This window comes from Acidobacteriota bacterium, assembly GCA_016700075.1.
In the GTDB taxonomy this organism is placed as follows: domain Bacteria; phylum Acidobacteriota; class Blastocatellia; order Pyrinomonadales; family Pyrinomonadaceae; genus OLB17.
On sequence record CP065000.1, the window covers coordinates 2,229,615 to 2,244,403 of the forward strand.

12 protein-coding genes and 1 pseudogene are annotated in these 14,789 nt (G+C 55.3%); 5 read left to right on the forward strand and 8 right to left on the reverse strand.

Annotated features, from left to right (window positions below; translation table 11 throughout):
* Positions 1-18 precede the first annotated feature (18 nt).
* Positions 19-394, reverse strand: a pseudogene (locus IPM50_10080) (four helix bundle protein).
* A 57-nt stretch (positions 395-451) separates the two neighbouring features.
* A complete protein-coding gene (locus IPM50_10085; GenBank protein QQS32022.1) occupies positions 452-2,038 on the reverse strand; it encodes a peptide MFS transporter in 1,587 nt (528 codons plus the stop codon).
* Between the two features lie 198 nt (positions 2,039-2,236).
* On the opposite strand from IPM50_10085, the gene IPM50_10090 reads away from it, so the two are divergent.
* Both IPM50_10090 and IPM50_10095 read left to right on the forward strand, forming a co-directional pair.
* Positions 2,237-2,593: a hypothetical protein gene (locus tag IPM50_10090; GenBank protein QQS34501.1), complete on the forward strand. Its 357-nt coding sequence runs from the start codon at positions 2,237-2,239 to the stop codon at positions 2,591-2,593.
* Between the two features lie 4 nt (positions 2,594-2,597).
* Entirely contained in the window at positions 2,598-3,833 is a 1,236-nt protein-coding gene (locus IPM50_10095; protein ID QQS32023.1) for a hypothetical protein, read from the forward strand.
* A 431-nt stretch (positions 3,834-4,264) separates the two neighbouring features.
* Here the strand turns inward: IPM50_10095 and IPM50_10100 are convergent, their stop codons facing one another.
* The 3 genes from IPM50_10100 to ychF form a co-directional block, all read right to left on the reverse strand.
* Positions 4,265-4,684: a hypothetical protein gene (locus tag IPM50_10100; protein ID QQS32024.1), complete on the reverse strand. Its 420-nt coding sequence runs from the start codon at positions 4,682-4,684 to the stop codon at positions 4,265-4,267.
* Between the two features lie 92 nt (positions 4,685-4,776).
* Entirely contained in the window at positions 4,777-5,196 is a 420-nt protein-coding gene (locus IPM50_10105; GenBank protein QQS32025.1) for a hypothetical protein, read from the reverse strand.
* A 131-nt stretch (positions 5,197-5,327) separates the two neighbouring features.
* Complete coding sequence (ychF, locus tag IPM50_10110) at positions 5,328-6,431, reverse strand: redox-regulated ATPase YchF (protein ID QQS34502.1); 1,104 nt, start codon at positions 6,429-6,431, stop codon at positions 5,328-5,330.
* A 610-nt stretch (positions 6,432-7,041) separates the two neighbouring features.
* On the opposite strand from ychF, the gene IPM50_10115 reads away from it, so the two are divergent.
* From IPM50_10115 to IPM50_10125, 3 genes are read left to right on the forward strand one after another with little or no spacing between them, the layout of a single operon-like run.
* On the forward strand, positions 7,042-9,015 hold the full coding sequence (locus IPM50_10115; protein ID QQS32026.1) for a hypothetical protein: 1,974 nt from the start codon (positions 7,042-7,044) through the stop codon (positions 9,013-9,015).
* A 9-nt stretch (positions 9,016-9,024) separates the two neighbouring features.
* Entirely contained in the window at positions 9,025-11,124 is a 2,100-nt protein-coding gene (locus tag IPM50_10120; protein QQS32027.1) for a glycosyltransferase family 39 protein, read from the forward strand.
* 14 nt (positions 11,125-11,138) lie between these two features.
* Positions 11,139-12,431: an amidohydrolase gene (locus IPM50_10125; GenBank protein QQS32028.1), complete on the forward strand. Its 1,293-nt coding sequence runs from the start codon at positions 11,139-11,141 to the stop codon at positions 12,429-12,431.
* Between the two features lie 68 nt (positions 12,432-12,499).
* Here IPM50_10125 and dps read toward each other — a convergent pair whose 3' ends face one another.
* From dps to IPM50_10140, 3 genes are all read right to left on the reverse strand, one after another.
* Positions 12,500-12,973, reverse strand: coding sequence for a DNA starvation/stationary phase protection protein Dps (gene dps / locus IPM50_10130; GenBank protein ID QQS32029.1), 474 nt, complete (start codon positions 12,971-12,973; stop codon positions 12,500-12,502).
* Positions 12,974-13,059: 86 nt separating this feature from the next.
* Complete coding sequence (locus IPM50_10135; protein ID QQS32030.1) at positions 13,060-13,731, reverse strand: type II secretion system protein; 672 nt, start codon at positions 13,729-13,731, stop codon at positions 13,060-13,062.
* Positions 13,715-14,788 (reverse strand): hypothetical protein, encoded by a 1,074-nt coding sequence (locus tag IPM50_10140; protein QQS32031.1) that lies wholly within the window; start codon positions 14,786-14,788, stop codon positions 13,715-13,717. Before IPM50_10140 ends, IPM50_10135 begins: the two co-directional genes overlap by 17 nt.
* Position 14,789 lies beyond the last annotated feature (1 nt).

Consider the following 14,789-nt stretch of genomic DNA (forward strand, 5'->3'; position numbering starts at 1 on the left):
AGACGAGGAGACGGGAGTCTAGAGAGTCCACTTTTCGGGATTGTTTTGCATTGAAACAACCATTGATATTATCTCGTCGTATTCCAAGAACAATCTTTTTGCAGAGTCTCGCGTAACGTACTTTGTTTTGACTGCTATTTCAAGCCACGTCTGTGTTTCAGCAGCTTCGCCCTCAGCGTCATTCAGCTTGCTGATCAGTGCGGCTCGATACCTACGTTTACGCCAGGCTTCTGTGATATTTGCCGGAACCGAACGAGACGCGCGCCATTTGGTCGGTCAGCGAATAGGTCTCTTCCTTTGGAAAGCTCTTTGAAAGTTCAAAGATCTCCATTGAGACCTCGATCGATTTTTTGTAAACAATCAGATCCTGATGCCGCAGAATCTTTATTCCCATTTCCTGGTCTCCCGTCTCCCGTCTCTCGTCTCCCGTCTTCCCGTCTCCCTGTCTCCTCTACTCCTCTTTTTCGCCCGGCACTTCCTGTATCGGGTCGATCTGGTGAACTTCGCCACCGGCCTTTCTCATCATGCGGGCTATCGGAACCGCGAGTATGACGAGCAGGACAGCAGCTCCGCCCAGGAACAGCGTCGTTGTCGTGAATAGCATCGGCATCAGCTCGAGCTTTTCAGGATCGACGTTGCCCGCAACAAGACCGCCCATCAGATTGCCCAAAGCTGAAGCCAGGAACCAGATGCCCATCATTTGGCCAACAAAGCGTTTCGGCGAGAGCGTCGTCATTGACGAGAGTCCTACAGGACTTACGAACAGCTCGCCGATGGTCAGGAAAAGGTAAAAGGTGATGAGCCACATCGCCGAGACCTTGATGCCTGCTCCCGCGACGACGATGTTCGAGGCAAAGATCATGATCAGGAAGCCGACCGCTGCAAAGCCAAGGCCGATGGCAAATTTGACCGGGCTGGAAAGCTCTACCTTTTTGCGAGCGAGGAATGTCCAAAATCCCGCGATCACAGGCGCAAGCAGGATGATAAAGAGCGAGTTGATGGTCTGGAACCACGTCGCCGGTACCTCAAAACCGCCGATCATCCGCTCCGTGAAATCGTATGCGAACAGGTTCAAGGCAGTTGGCGTCTGCTCGAACGCCGACCAAAATATCGCCGCAAAAACGAACAGCACCGCTATGACGACAACCCGTTTTTTCTCGTCGGACGAGAGTCCTCCAAAAATGAAAAGGTACGCAAAATATGCGAACGCGATCCCGACGAGCACATAAGCCAGATATGATCCGACGACCGGTGCATTGATGGTAAGGACGCCGGTTGCGACGAGTATGACCACTAATGCAAGTATCGCCAATCCGATGCCTGCAAAAAGCTTTACCTGAGTTTCCTGCTTGGCCTGTATCGCCGGATCGGGATGACGCGACGGCTCAGATCCGATATTGCCCAGCGTTTTCGGCGACATCAGCCAAAATTGGATCAGTCCGATGAACATCGCAACACCGGCGGCGCTGAAGCCCCAATGCCAGCCGATCTGTTCGCCCAGGAATCCCGTGACGAACTGCCCGAGCATCGCACCGATGTTGATGCCCATGTAAAAGATCGAAAAGCCCGCATCCTGACGTGCCCCGCCCTCGGGATAAAGATCGCCGACCATTGCGGAGATGTTCGGTTTCAGAAGTCCGGTGCCCAGTACGATGAAGATTAGCCCGAGGAAGAACGGCAGCTTATGCTCGACCATGCCCGAGATACCGATCGTGAGGTGCCCCAGCGAGATCAATGCACCGCCGTACAGCACGGCGCGTCTGAGGCCGAGCAGTTTGTCAGCGATCCAGCCGCCGGGCAGCGACGCCAGATAAACGCACGATGCATAGATGCCGACGATCGCACCGGCCTCGCTGCGTTCCCAGCCCCAGCCGCCCTGCATCACGGCCGCGACCATGAACAGCGTCAACAGCGGCCTAAGGCCGTAGAACGAAAAGCGTTCCCACATCTCTGTAAAGAACAATGTAGAGAGCCCTTTAGGATGGCCAAAAAAACCGCCATGCTCATTCGAGTTTGCCGTATCTGTCGCGTTGCTCATTTAGTTTCCTCGCTGTGTGTTTGAGATTTAGAAAAGGTCAGGCAAAATATAGCAGATAAAAGCATTTATCGACAAAGAGAGAATATGCGCAAGATAAGCATTTTGTTGGGAGCAGCGGTCATCTTTTTCGCAGTTTCAGCTAATACGGCGGCCCAGCGGGCTAGCGTTTCGGGCAAAGAGGTCACCGGGACGTATAAGATGAATTTCCGCGGCAAATTCGCCAAGCAGTCCAACGACATGAAGATACAGGCGCTGGGCGGCGGCAAGCTCCGCGTGGCGTTTGACCTCGTTTACCCTTATACGCTTCGAAACGGCGAGACGTCCGTGAACATGGGCTTTATGGACATCGACGCGTCGATCGTCGGCGACACGGCGGTCATTGAATCCGAGGAATTCGGCACTTGCCGCATCACAATAAAGTTCGTTCGCCCCGGAACGGTCCGCGTGACGCAGGAAGGTTCGTCGCCCGATTGCGGCTTTGGGCACAACGTCACTGCGGACGGCACTTACCGCAAGATAAGCGCAAAGCGGCCAAAATTTGAAGAGCCGCTATAATAAAATGGAAATCATCGAAAAGCTCGGCGAAGAGGTCGAAAGACGTTGGAAGGCCGAGAATTACAATGAGGACAAGCTGCCCGAGATCGCTGCGGACGCACTGCGAAAAGCCCATGCGCATGAGCACATCACGGCGTGGGAAGTCGCTGAATGGTCATTGAGGCAGACGGAGCTTCCGGTCCAACGCGACCTGGCGGCCCGTTTCGGCGACCCGCCGATCACGCTGTATTCGGCGCCGCGTTTTCATATCGACGTTTACTTTTGGTTCGAGGGAACGACCGCTATTCACCAGCACGCTTTCTGCGGTGCCTTTCAGGTACTCCACGGTTCGAGCATCCACAGTTGGTACGAATTCAATTCTGACCGCCGGATTAATATGTTCTACGAGACCGGCGAGATGAACCTGAAGGTCTGCCAGTTGCTCGAAATCGGGGACGTGCAGGAGATATGGCCCGGACGGCAATATATTCACTCGCTGTTCCATCTCGATCAGCCTTCGGCGACGCTGATAATCCGAACCGACCGTTCGCCGCTCGAACAGCCGCAATTTTCCTATCACAAACCCGGCCTTGCGATCGACCCTTTCTTCGAACAGCCGACCGTCGTAAAGCAGGCTCAGGTGCTCGCCGCGTTCGTCCGTGCCGGCCGCGAAGATGCAGACACGCTCATTCGCGAATACCTGGCCGGAGCCGACCTGCAGACCACATTCAATCTTCTTGTCCACATTCGGGGGTATTTGAGGACCGACCAGATCGGCAGCTTTTTTCTGCCGCAGGACAAGTCCGCGCGTTTCAATGCGATGCTCGAAGCCGTCGAGGAACGTCACGGCGAAGATGCCGCGATGATACGGCGCGTCTTCGCGCATTACGACATCATCGATGAGATACTCATTCGCCGCGGCTACGTGACCCAGCCGGAACTGCGATTTTTCCTTGCGCTCTTGATGAACCTGGACAGCCGCGACGCGATCTTTGCCCTGATCCGGCAGCGTTTTCCCGATACGGACCCTGTCGAAAAGGTGCTTGATTGGATCTTCGACCTCGCTCAAACGCGCATTTTCGGCGTCGAAGGAGCGAACGCCATCGGGATCGCGGAATTTGGTGATGCAGAGATGACCGTGCTTGAGGAAATGCTGCGAGGCCGTCCCGACGACGAGATCGCCGCGGAAAATTCGGCAAACTCTGCCGCCGTTGAAAAGATCAGAGGTTCTGCGATATTCCGTCCGTTGATGACGCCCTGACGGCGTTTGCGGTAACGGTTTCGTTACAATAGAATCTTTCTGTATGCCCTTGTAGCTCAATGGTCAGAGCAGCGGACTCAAGGGATGCGGCCTAAGTGTGAGCTACATATGGCTGCAACAAAATGGGTTGCCGGTTTACGCCGGTAGAATCTGTTAAATTCGGGGAAGCCTAAACGATATTGTATCGAATGGTGATCCCGAGCCAAGTCCCGATCAGCATCGGGAAAGGTGTAGAGACTTGACAGCAGACACGGCATTTTGTCGTGAAGAGAAAGTCCAGACCACAAACTCGAAAGGGGCGTCGAAAGGCGTAGTTGGTAAGCATAATCCGTTGGTTGTAGGTTCGAATCCTACCGAGGGCATACCCAATAGGATCAAAAAAAGAAAAGGCTCCGAAATGGAGCCTTTTCTCGTCTGAACCGAGGTGCTGCTTAAACAGCGGTTTCGGCTTTCTTTTTGCCTGCGCAGCATGCACAGCTGCAGCCGCAGCATTCGTTGGCGCCTTTTTCAGCATGAACGGCATCAGCAGCCATTTTGTGGCCTTCTCCGTTCATCATCGGGCAGGATTTGCCATCTGCCTTCGTGCCCTCTGCAGTTGTCTTTTCGGCGTGGCCTGCGCAGCAGTCGCCGCAGCAGTCACAGCCGCAGCACGAGGCTTTCTCGCCGGCAGCGGTCTTCTCGCCGGTTGCGGCCTTGCCCATCTTCATCGGGCAGGATTCGCCGTCTTTCATCTTGTCACAGCAAGATGCCTTTTTGTCCGATGTCGTGGTGTTCGAGGTGTATGCGTAAACAGCGAAAGCAAGTCCAAAGACCATGATCGCCGCCATAAAGATTGCTAATTTCTTTTTCATTTTCTTACTCCAAAAATGTCTGATCCAATGGTTGGCAGAACACACGTTCTGCGGTTCACTCAGCATGAAAGCGTTTCATGCCGAACCGATTTCTAGATCAGGTGTACACAATGGAGCAGCCGTTCACCTCGCCGGTCGAGTGGCGGCGGACGATAGACGGGAATAGAGGTTTGATCATTGCGAGACGCCGCAACGAGTGGAATATTCGGCAGTTCGGCCGCAAGTGCTGCTGCGACAACTTTTTGAAGCTCGACCTTTTTCTCGGTCGGTGCCGCTACGAGTGCGGTCGGCACTGCGCAGCATACCGAAACCTCACTGTTGGTCGCTGAATCGTCCTTGTTTTCGGCCTGTTCGGCCAGCTTGATAGCCTTGCAATGATCGGAAAGCCCTGCAAATTCATCTTCGGCAGATGCCCTTTCAAGCGCGCAGTGCGTAAAGCACAACGCCCCGCCGAGATTCAGGCAGAGAAAAGCCACAACGAAGATCGCGATGTATCGGCTTGTCTCTTTCATTACGAACATTACAATCCTAACAATATACCAAAAACGGTCAATTTTTCAATACAAACTGCATCAAAAGCCAAATGAACGGCTTTCGATAAGATCATACTTGGGCTGCCGAAAACTAGCTGTGACGCAGGTCACTAGACATTGAACCTAAAATCCACAACGTCGCCTTCCTGCATGATGTACTCTTTGCCTTCCAGGCGGGCGAGTCCTTTGTCGGCGGCGGCCTTTCGCGAGCCGCAGGCCACGAGGTCCTCGAACGAAACTATCTCCGCACGAATGAAGCCGCGTTCGATGTCCGTATGTATCTCGCCTGCGGCCTGCGGGGCTTTCGTGCCGATAGGAATGGTCCATGCACGCACTTCTTTTTCGCCGGCTGTCAGGAAAGACATCAGCCCGAGCATGTGATACGCGGCCTTGATCAATGCGTCAACGCCCGACCCCGTGAGGCCGAGGTCCTTCAGATAATCGGCTCGGTCCGCGGGATCGAGCGCGACCAGCTCAGCTTCAAGTTTTGCGCATATAACGACGACATCGCTGTTCTCATTGGCCGCAAACTCTTTGACGCGAGCCACGTGCGGATTCGAGTCAGGATCGGCAAGCGACACCTCGTCAACGTTCGCTGCATAGATGGTCGGTTTGGTCGTTAGAAAGAACCATTTTTTGATGATCTCGCGTTCGTCGTCATCCAAATTGGCGGCGCGTGCGGGGCGGCCTTCTTCCAGGATCGGCTGTATCTTGTCGAGAATCTCAAGCTCGCGTTTCGCGTCCTTGTCTCCGGTCTTTGCGGCACGCATGGCCTTGTCGCGGCGTTTTTCAGCGGAAGCAAGGTCGGCAAGTGCCAGCTCGATCTGAATGGTCTCGATATCGCGTATCGGATCGACAGAACCCTCGACGTGGACGATGTTCTCGTCCTCAAAACACCGTACGACCTGCACGACAGCGTGGGTTTCGCGGATGTTTGCGAGAAACTGGTTGCCGAGGCCTTCGCCTTTTGACGCACCGCGGACGAGACCCGCGATGTCCAGAAATTCCACGGTCGCGGGCACGACCTTTTGCGCTCCGACGAGCTTTTCCAATACGCCGAGCCGTTCGTCCGGCACCGCGACGACACCGACATTCGGTTCAATGGTCGCGAAAGGATAATTTGCCGCCAATGCGGCCTCTTGTGCGGTTAGTGCGTTAAAAAGTGTCGATTTGCCGACGTTCGGCAATCCGACGATACCTGCCTGAAGCATAATTCTCTTGTCGCCGCAGCTTGCGCCGGGCGAAACGTTAGATTCTACCGATTAGTTCGTGACGACAAAAGCCGGGAATGTAAGGAAAGGGGAGAGGGGAGAGACAAATTTGCAGAAGCCCGCGCGTCAGCAAGGGCGATATCCGGAGTACAGAGCGACCGAAGCCCGCGCGTCAGTTAGGCCTCAACGCGATACTCGTCCAATCTCGGAAACGGAGACAGCGCCGGAACAAAGTTGCAGAAGCCCGCGCGTCAGCAAGGGCGATATCCGGAGTACAGAGCGTCCGAAGCCCGCGCGTCAGTTAGGCCTCAATGCGATACTCGTCCAATCTCGGAAACGGAGACAGCGCCGGAACAAAGTTGCAGAAGCCCGCGCGTCAGCAAGGGCGAAACTCGCAGCATAGATCATCCGGAGGCCGTCATTGCCACGGTTCGCCGGTCCGCGTTTAATCGCCCCGCTACGGCAGGTGGTTCTGACGGTTCGCTATCGCCCTTGCTCACGCGCGGGCTTCTGCAACTTCGTCTCTCCCCTCTCTCCTAAAATTAAAATACCGATAAATTGTGCTTTCAATACGATTTGAAGTAATTTATCTACTGCTGCTCTTTTATTGCTGATGATCTTATCTGCGCTTTTTATTGCCATCATTGCGATCGGCGGGCTGGCGTTAAGCTACCTTATCGAGGACGACGAGCCTCTGATGTGGCGGATCGCTGTCGGCATCATTGTCGGGTCCGGTCTGTTCGGGCTGGCGATGTTCCTGATAGCGTCCGTCGCGGGCCTCTCATCGATCACTATCGTTGCGGCGATGGTCGTGTCGATGCTGCCGGCGCTTATTTTCAGACAAGAGGAATATAAGAATAAGCTCAAACACGACTGGAACAAGGCCAAGGGAAAAATGCAGGGCTTTGGCCTTTCGCGTTTTCTCGCTTTTACCTATTACGCGGGCTTTTTTCTCCTGTTCTGGGCTTATTTCGGCCACTCGGTATATCAGACTGCGGAAGGCCTTTTTACAGGCGGTTCGCAGAATCTCGGCGATATGCCGTTCCACCTTGGGGCGATATTCAGCTTTACCGAGGGCAATAATTTCCCGCCCGAAAATCCGTCGTGGGCAGGAGCAAAATTCACATATCCGTTCATCGCGGACCTCGTATCGGCGGCCGCGGTAAAGCTCGGGTTCTCAATTTCGGCCGCGATCAACGCTCTCAATATCGCGTGGGCGTTCTCGCTGCTTGTCGTTCTGGAGCGTTTCGTTTTCCGCCTGACCGACAGCCGTGTCGCCGCACGCATCGCACCCGCACTGCTCATTTTCAGCGGCGGGCTTGGATTTTTGTGGTTCCTGCAGGACGTCAGCGAATCGGGCAAAGGGCTGACAGACATTCTGTGGCAGCTGCCGAGGGACTACACCATCGGCGACAAGTTCCGTTGGGGCAATTCGATGGTCGTGCTTTTCATCACGCAGCGCAGCCTGCTGCTCGGGATGCCGCTTACGATCATCGTGCTGCAGCAGCTATGGAAATATTTCACCGCTTCCCCTGAAGAAAATCCTCAGGAATCCAAGCTGCTCGCCCCCGCGTTGATGCCTGCGTTCATCGTTGGGCTCGTAGCGGGTTTGCTGCCGCTGATCCATCTGCACAGCTTGGTCGTGCTGTTCATCGTTACGGGTTTTCTATTCTTCATGCGTCTGGATCAATGGCGGACGTGGATCGCGTTCGGTGTCGGCGTCAGCGTTGTCGCGGTACCGATCCTGATCTGGTCGCTGACGGGCAGCGCGACCGACAGTACGAAATTCTTCGGCTGGCATTTCGGCTGGGATAAACGAAACGACGATGTTGTTTCGTTCTGGCTGAAAAATACAGGACTCACAATACCGCTTATCCTCGCGGCGATCGGATACGTTATCTTCAGGCTTACACGCAAGCCCGATGAGGACGCAAAGAAGAACACCGTCGATGAGCGTCCGCGTCTGAGGCAGCTGCTGCTCTTCTACATTCCGTTTGCCGTACTGTTCATCATTTCAAACGTCTTCAAGCTGGCCCCGTGGGAATGGGACAACATAAAGATCCTAATTTACTGGCTGGTCGGCTCGCTGCCGCTGATGGCGTATCTGTTGTCGGAGATATGGAAATACGGTGTTCCCGGCAAGACCGTGGCGACGGTCATTCTCGCAGGGCTGTGCTCAGCAGGAGCTCTGGACGTATGGCGAACGGCATCGGGCCAGGTGAAGATCCGCGTCTTTGAAACGGACGGCGTTCGCATCGCCGATCAAATTAAAGCAAAGACCGAGCCGAGAGCTCTTTTCCTTAACGCCCCGACGTACAATTCAGCCGTCGCTCTCTCCGGCAGGCGTTCGCTGATGCGTTACAGCGGCCATTTGAGTTCGCACGGCATCAATCATTTCGAGCGAGAGAATGAGGTTCGCCAGATCTATCAGGGCGGCGGAACTGCTGACATTCTGCTGCGCAAACACAATATCGAATACGTGATGGTCGGCCCCGAAGAACGGGAGCTGAGGCCGAACGAGGAGTTCTTCAAGAAATTTCCCGTCATTGCCGAGAGCGGCCAATATCGGGTCTATAAAGTAAATTAAGAGTTACTGATGGCAAAAAAGAAGAAGACACAGAAGGCGCAGCCGCAACAGCAACAAAAGGCGACAGCGGTTGAGAAGAGTTCGGGCGGTGCGGCACTGGCACTGCCCTCGTTCAAGATAGACGACAAAACGTGGATGATCTCGGCGGTCGTCATTACGGCCATTTCGGCGTTGCTGCGTTTCGTGATGCTGGCCATCAAGCCGCTGCATCACGACGAGGGCGTCAACGGATTTTTCCTTACCAATCTTGTCCGCGACGGAGCATATCGCTACGATCCGTCAAATTATCACGGGCCGACGCTCTATTATCTCTCGCTTCCGTTCGTCAAACTCTTTGGGCTTGAAACGGTGCCCATCCGTGTCAGCGTCGCGATATTCGGCGTGTTGTGCGTAGTTCTGGTGTTTTATTTGCGGCGGTATCTGGGCGACCTCGGTACACTTTTCGCGGCGCTTTTCATGGCACTTTCGCCGGGGCTTGTTTACATCTCGCGATACTTCATTCACGAGATATTTTTCATCTTTCTCGCGATGGGCATCGCTGTCGCGATAGTGCTTTACATCGAGGGCAAAAAGGCGGGTCCCGGAGCCGTCGCGTGGATGGCGTTGATTTTGTTCACGTGTTTCGTGCCGTCGGCGATGGCAGTCTCGTCTTACATCGACAAAGACAACACCGGATTGCTTTGGGCGGTTCGCATCGGCCTTCTGGTCGTCAACGCTCTGCTTTCCTATTTCATCGTCCGATCGCTGCTGAACTGGGACGAAGGCAGGCCGATGTATCTCATCTTGGCATCGGCGTGTGTATCGCTGATGTTCGCGACGAAAGAGACGGCGTTCATCACGCTCGGCACGATGGCCATCGCCTGCGTCAGCGTATACATTTGGCGGCTCATTCGTTTCAGCAAGGCGTTTGAAACCAACATAACCACAATTATTATCGTCGGCTGCGCGATATTGGCTGCGGGCGGCGTTTACTACTCGTCCTACATTTCTGACGCTCTGAAATGGATGGGTGATGTTTTCATGCCGGCGGATGTCAGCAAGCAGGACAACTTCTCTTATTTCACCATCCTGTTCCTGATCTTTGCGTCGATAGCGGCGTGGGCAATGTTCCTGAATGAAAGCCGCAAAACGAATCACACCGAACTGACAGAGCCGGCGGACATGACGCTCGGCGGTTTTCGAAGTGCCCTCGGCAGCGGTACCACCATGTATCTGGCGTTGATCGCCGCGGCGGTGTTGTTCGCGTATATTTGGATTTTGTTCTTCTCGTCGTTCTTTACGTTCGCTGACGGCATCAAGAAATCGTTCGAGGCATACGCCATCTGGACGAAGACCGGCAACCGCGACCATACGATGAACGGGCCGTTCGCATATCTGAAGTGGGGAATGCGCATAGAGGCGCCGATATTGCTATTTTCAGCGATCGGGGCATTTGTCGCCCTTCTCAAAGGCAAGCATCGATTCGCCATGTTTGCGGCATTTTGGGCTTGGGGCCTGTTCGTCGCTTACACCATCATTCCGTATAAAACGCCGTGGCTCGCGATCAGTTTTCTGATGCCGATGTGTCTCGTCGCAGGCTACGCCATCGGCGAAATGCTGGATGCAAAGACACAGATACTGCGGCTGGCTGCCGTTGTTCTCGCCATCGCGGGAACCTCGCTGCTGACCTATCAGACGTATCAGCTCAATTTCCAATTCTATGACGACGACCGCATGCCGTACGTATATGCGCACACCAAACGCGGTTTCCTCGACATGGTTGACAACATCGAGAAATTTGCCGACAAGAGCGGCAAAGGCAAAGAGGCCGTCGTTGAGATAGTCTCGCCCGACTACTGGCCGCTGACCTGGTATATGCTCGAATATAAGGCGAATTTCCACGGCAGGCCGGTCGATGCCAACACCGCGGAAATGATAGTCGCCAAGAAGGACGCGCAGGACGCTCTGCTGCTCCAAAAATACGCCAATCATTACAAATGGCTCGACGTCTATCCGCTGCGGCCGGGCGTCAATCTTGTCCTGCTGGTCAGGAACGACATCGCACCGGCCGAGGCAAAGGACATTTCGAAACTTCCGGAATACAAGACAATTCCGGGCTATACGCAGTAGAGGAAACTGGAACTATGTTTAGAAAGTTCGCCGTTGTTCTGATGATGACCGCGTGCGCCGTTGTGTCGGCGCAGGCAAAGGATATGAGTGCGGAAATTGACGCCGCCGCACAAAAGATACTGCCAAAGGTGATCGAATGGCGGCGTCATCTGCACAAGTATCCTGAACTCGGCAACCGCGAGGTCAAGACAGCGAAATTCATCGAGACCGAGCTTCGCCGCCTCGGTATCGAGGTCAAAACGGGCATCGCGGTCACGGGGGTTGTCGGCATCATCCGCGGCGGACAGCCGGGACCTGTCATAGCTCTACGGGCGGACATGGACGGCCTGCCGGTCACAGAACGTGCCGATCTGCCGTACAGGTCGGTCGAAAAAGGCGTGTACAACGGCCAGACGGTCGGCGTGATGCATGCCTGCGGCCATGACACCCATGTGGCGATGCTGCTCGGAGCGGCAAACGTGCTCGTCGGCATGAAGGACAAGATCAAAGGTACTGTCATTCTCGTTTTTCAGCCCGCCGAAGAAGGCCCGCCGGCAGGCGAGGAAGGCGGAGCGTACCTGATGGTCAAAGAAGGCGTTCTGGAAAACCCGAAGGTGGAAGCGATATTTGGAATTCACATCAGTGCCGGTATGCCGATCGGCCGGATCGCGTACAAGTCAGGAGCCGCGATGGCATCGAGCGATTGGTTCACTATCAAGATCAAAGGCCAACAAACGCACGGAGCCTACCCCTGGATGGGCAATGATCCAATTGCCGTCGCTACGCAGATATACACGGGCCTACAAATGATCGTCTCACGGCGGACGAACCTTACCGCGTCGCCGGCGGTGATAACGGTCGGCCGCATCAGCGGCGGCGTCCGCGAGAATATCATCCCCGAAGAAGTAACGATGGCCGGCACCATCCGCGCGCTTGATCGCGACATACAGCGCGACATACATGAAAAGATGCGTCTTACCGTGGCCAAAATAGCCGAGAGCGTCGGCACGACCGCTGAGCTGACGATCTTCAATGCCGCTCCGATAACCTACAACGAGCCCGGACTTACACGCCGCATGGTGCCGTCCTTGGAAAAGGCCGCGGGCAAGGACCGCGTGTTCGAGGCCAACTGGGTAACAGGGGCTGAGGATTTTGCTTTCTTTCAGGAAAAAGTGCCCGGAATGTATTTCTGGGTCGGCGGCATGGCACCCGGAACCGATCCTGCGAAAACAGCCCATCACACGCCCGACTTCGTCGTTGACGACAGCCGCCTCGACGTCGGCGTAAAGGCTTTCTGCAACATAGTTTTCGACTATCCGGCAAAATAGCCGTCATTGGACGACAAAAAAAGAGGCTGCCTTTTCCGGCGGCCTCTTCGCATTTCTGCACTGCCTCTTTACTGTCTATGCGCCTCAACGAACCACAGCATTTTGTCCACTGTTCGTGAGACGCCCGTGAGGAGGTCTGCGGTATCTTTGTCGCCCAGTTCATCTGTTGCATCGATGTCGGCGCGCACCTTTTTGCCGAGGTCCGCCAACGCGGACGACAGTGCATCGACGTGATCGGCACCGTCAGTGATCTCAAGCGGATATTCGGCCAGCGACGAATTCTGCGCCGCTACGCGAACCGTGCCGCGGGCGGTACCGCCGAGCGTTGTTACACGTTCGGCGATATCGTCGATGTGCGGCTCCATCAATGCTGCTACCTGATCGAATAGCTCGTGCAGGGAAATGAAATTCATTCCCTTAACGTTCCAATGTGCCTGCTTTGCCTGCGATCTCAGGTCAAAGGCGTCCGCGAGGCGTTGATTCAATATCTCGACGACCTTTTCGCGGGTCTCCAGCGGAATGTCTATCTTTGTGGTATGCATAGCTGTCTCCGTATTTAGAATTATTCTAAATATAATCGTATAGAAAGTCAATGGCCGCACGTTGCCGAGCACGGATCTGCCCGATGCTACTCTCGTACCGGCGGGTTCCTGATGGTTTGCGGAGATTGTGTGACGTTGCGGCCGGAACCCCGAAACAGCGGAGTAAAGACCCAGCGGGAATGATTCTCGATACCGTAATACGTGATGATCGACTTTGACAGGCTCTGGCTGGCGACGCCGATGAACGGCGTGTTGTCGAAATCCATGTCAAAACTTGAGTCGCCTTCATTGTCGCTGTCCAGTTCCGTATTCAGAACACTTACGAACTGAACCGCGAATTTGTCGAAAAGCGGGCTCGGGTTTGCCGGCAGCAGGCCGCCGTTATAGTTCTGTACGCGGCGAGCAAAGCTGCCGATGGAATTGGGGTCAGGTTTTATCAGCCGCCAGCGGCCGTCTTCGCTCAGCGGATCGACGGCTGCCGAGGGGCGCAGGATCTGCCGCTTTTTCGTGCCGGCGGGCAAACCTTCCAGAAGCTCGTCCATCGAGGTCGGCAGCTTGCCGCCGCCATAGAATTCGACGTACTGACGGATCGCCTCAGCGACCTCTTCGCCGCGGCGGATGGCCTCAAGTTCCTTTTCTCGCTGGATCTCTGTGTAGACCGACGGAGCAACTGCGAGCAGCGCCACGGCAAAGACCGCCATGGTGCCCATCAGGGCGATCAGCGTCATTCCGAGTTCGCCATTACGGTTTCTTTTCAACGCCGTCCTCCAGATCGTCAACGTCCTCTTTCTTTTCAGGCGGCCGCTGCGGACGTGCGTTGGCCGGCTGATTAGGCGGGACATAGCGCGGAATGTTGTCGGGTATGCCCGGAATGTTGCCGCCCGGCATCGCGGGGTTGAACGTAGGATACGGGCTAGGGACGTTGCCGGCCGTGGTGGGCGGCGTTCGGTTCAGCGGAACGCGATGCTTGAAGCCCAGCTGCGTATCTTCGAATTCAACGTTCTCCGACGTGATGTTGATCAGACGGAACCTGCCGCCTACGATGTCATTCAAACGCTTGCCGTAAGGCTTGTCGTTGCCGGGTTCCGTGAAATATGCGGTGTCGTTGTTGGCACGCTTTCTCGCGATCATACCGATGTAGGTGACATTCGGTTTAGGCGGCGGCTGGACGCTGAAAATGACCTGATTTGAATAGGTCTTGCCGTCCGGCGTTTGAATGATGATCTGCTTCGGGCCTTCCTGAGCGATCAGGTTCGCCGGCACGTCCGTGAACATCCGCTGAGCGTTAACGAAAACGGTCGGCATGGGCGACTGGTTGAAATAGATGCGCGTATCCGGAGTGAACTTGTCGCCGTTGATCTCCAGGCGAAATCCTTTCGATCCGGCAAATACGGTCTGCGGATTGACGAAAGAGAGCAGTATGGGCGGCGTCGGCACGGGCGAAGGCGGCACGATCACCGGCGGCGAAGGCGAAGGCGGAACGAAAGGCGTCGGCGGAGGCGGCTCGTAGAACGCAAAGATATTGCGGCCCGCGTCAGGAGCATAGGACGCTCCCGGGCTGTAGTCTATCGGCGTCGTCTGATAAACAAAATCCTGTTCCTCACGCGATACCATCCTGTTATCCACTGTACGGTCGGCAGGCGATGCTGTCGGCCGCGGCGTCGGGGTCGTCGCGGTCGTAGCGGCCGTGCTCCCGCCGAACATACCGCGGCCGAAAGCCAAGTAGAGTGCGATGAGCGCGACCAGTCCCAACACCGCTGCCGCAATCAGCTTGTTTCTCTCTGCCGGGTCCTTGATGTTTATCGTCGCTGCCATC

What these genes read in the sequence shown, in the direction of transcription:
- IPM50_10085 (QQS32022.1), bottom strand. Translation starts at nt 2,038, where the DNA reads ATGAGCAACGCGACAGATACGGCAAACTCGAATGAGCATGGCGGTTTT.
- IPM50_10090 (QQS34501.1), top strand. Translation starts at nt 2,237, where the DNA reads ATGAATTTCCGCGGCAAATTCGCCAAGCAGTCCAACGACATGAAGATA.
- IPM50_10095 (QQS32023.1), top strand. Translation starts at nt 2,598, where the DNA reads ATGGAAATCATCGAAAAGCTCGGCGAAGAGGTCGAAAGACGTTGGAAG.
- IPM50_10100 (QQS32024.1), bottom strand. Translation starts at nt 4,684, where the DNA reads ATGAAAAAGAAATTAGCAATCTTTATGGCGGCGATCATGGTCTTTGGA.
- IPM50_10105 (QQS32025.1), bottom strand. Translation starts at nt 5,196, where the DNA reads ATGAAAGAGACAAGCCGATACATCGCGATCTTCGTTGTGGCTTTTCTC.
- IPM50_10115 (QQS32026.1), top strand. Translation starts at nt 7,042, where the DNA reads ATGATCTTATCTGCGCTTTTTATTGCCATCATTGCGATCGGCGGGCTG.
- IPM50_10120 (QQS32027.1), top strand. Translation starts at nt 9,025, where the DNA reads ATGGCAAAAAAGAAGAAGACACAGAAGGCGCAGCCGCAACAGCAACAA.
- IPM50_10125 (QQS32028.1), top strand. Translation starts at nt 11,139, where the DNA reads ATGTTTAGAAAGTTCGCCGTTGTTCTGATGATGACCGCGTGCGCCGTT.
- dps (QQS32029.1), bottom strand. Translation starts at nt 12,973, where the DNA reads ATGCATACCACAAAGATAGACATTCCGCTGGAGACCCGCGAAAAGGTC.
- IPM50_10140 (QQS32031.1), bottom strand. Translation starts at nt 14,788, where the DNA reads ATGGCAGCGACGATAAACATCAAGGACCCGGCAGAGAGAAACAAGCTG.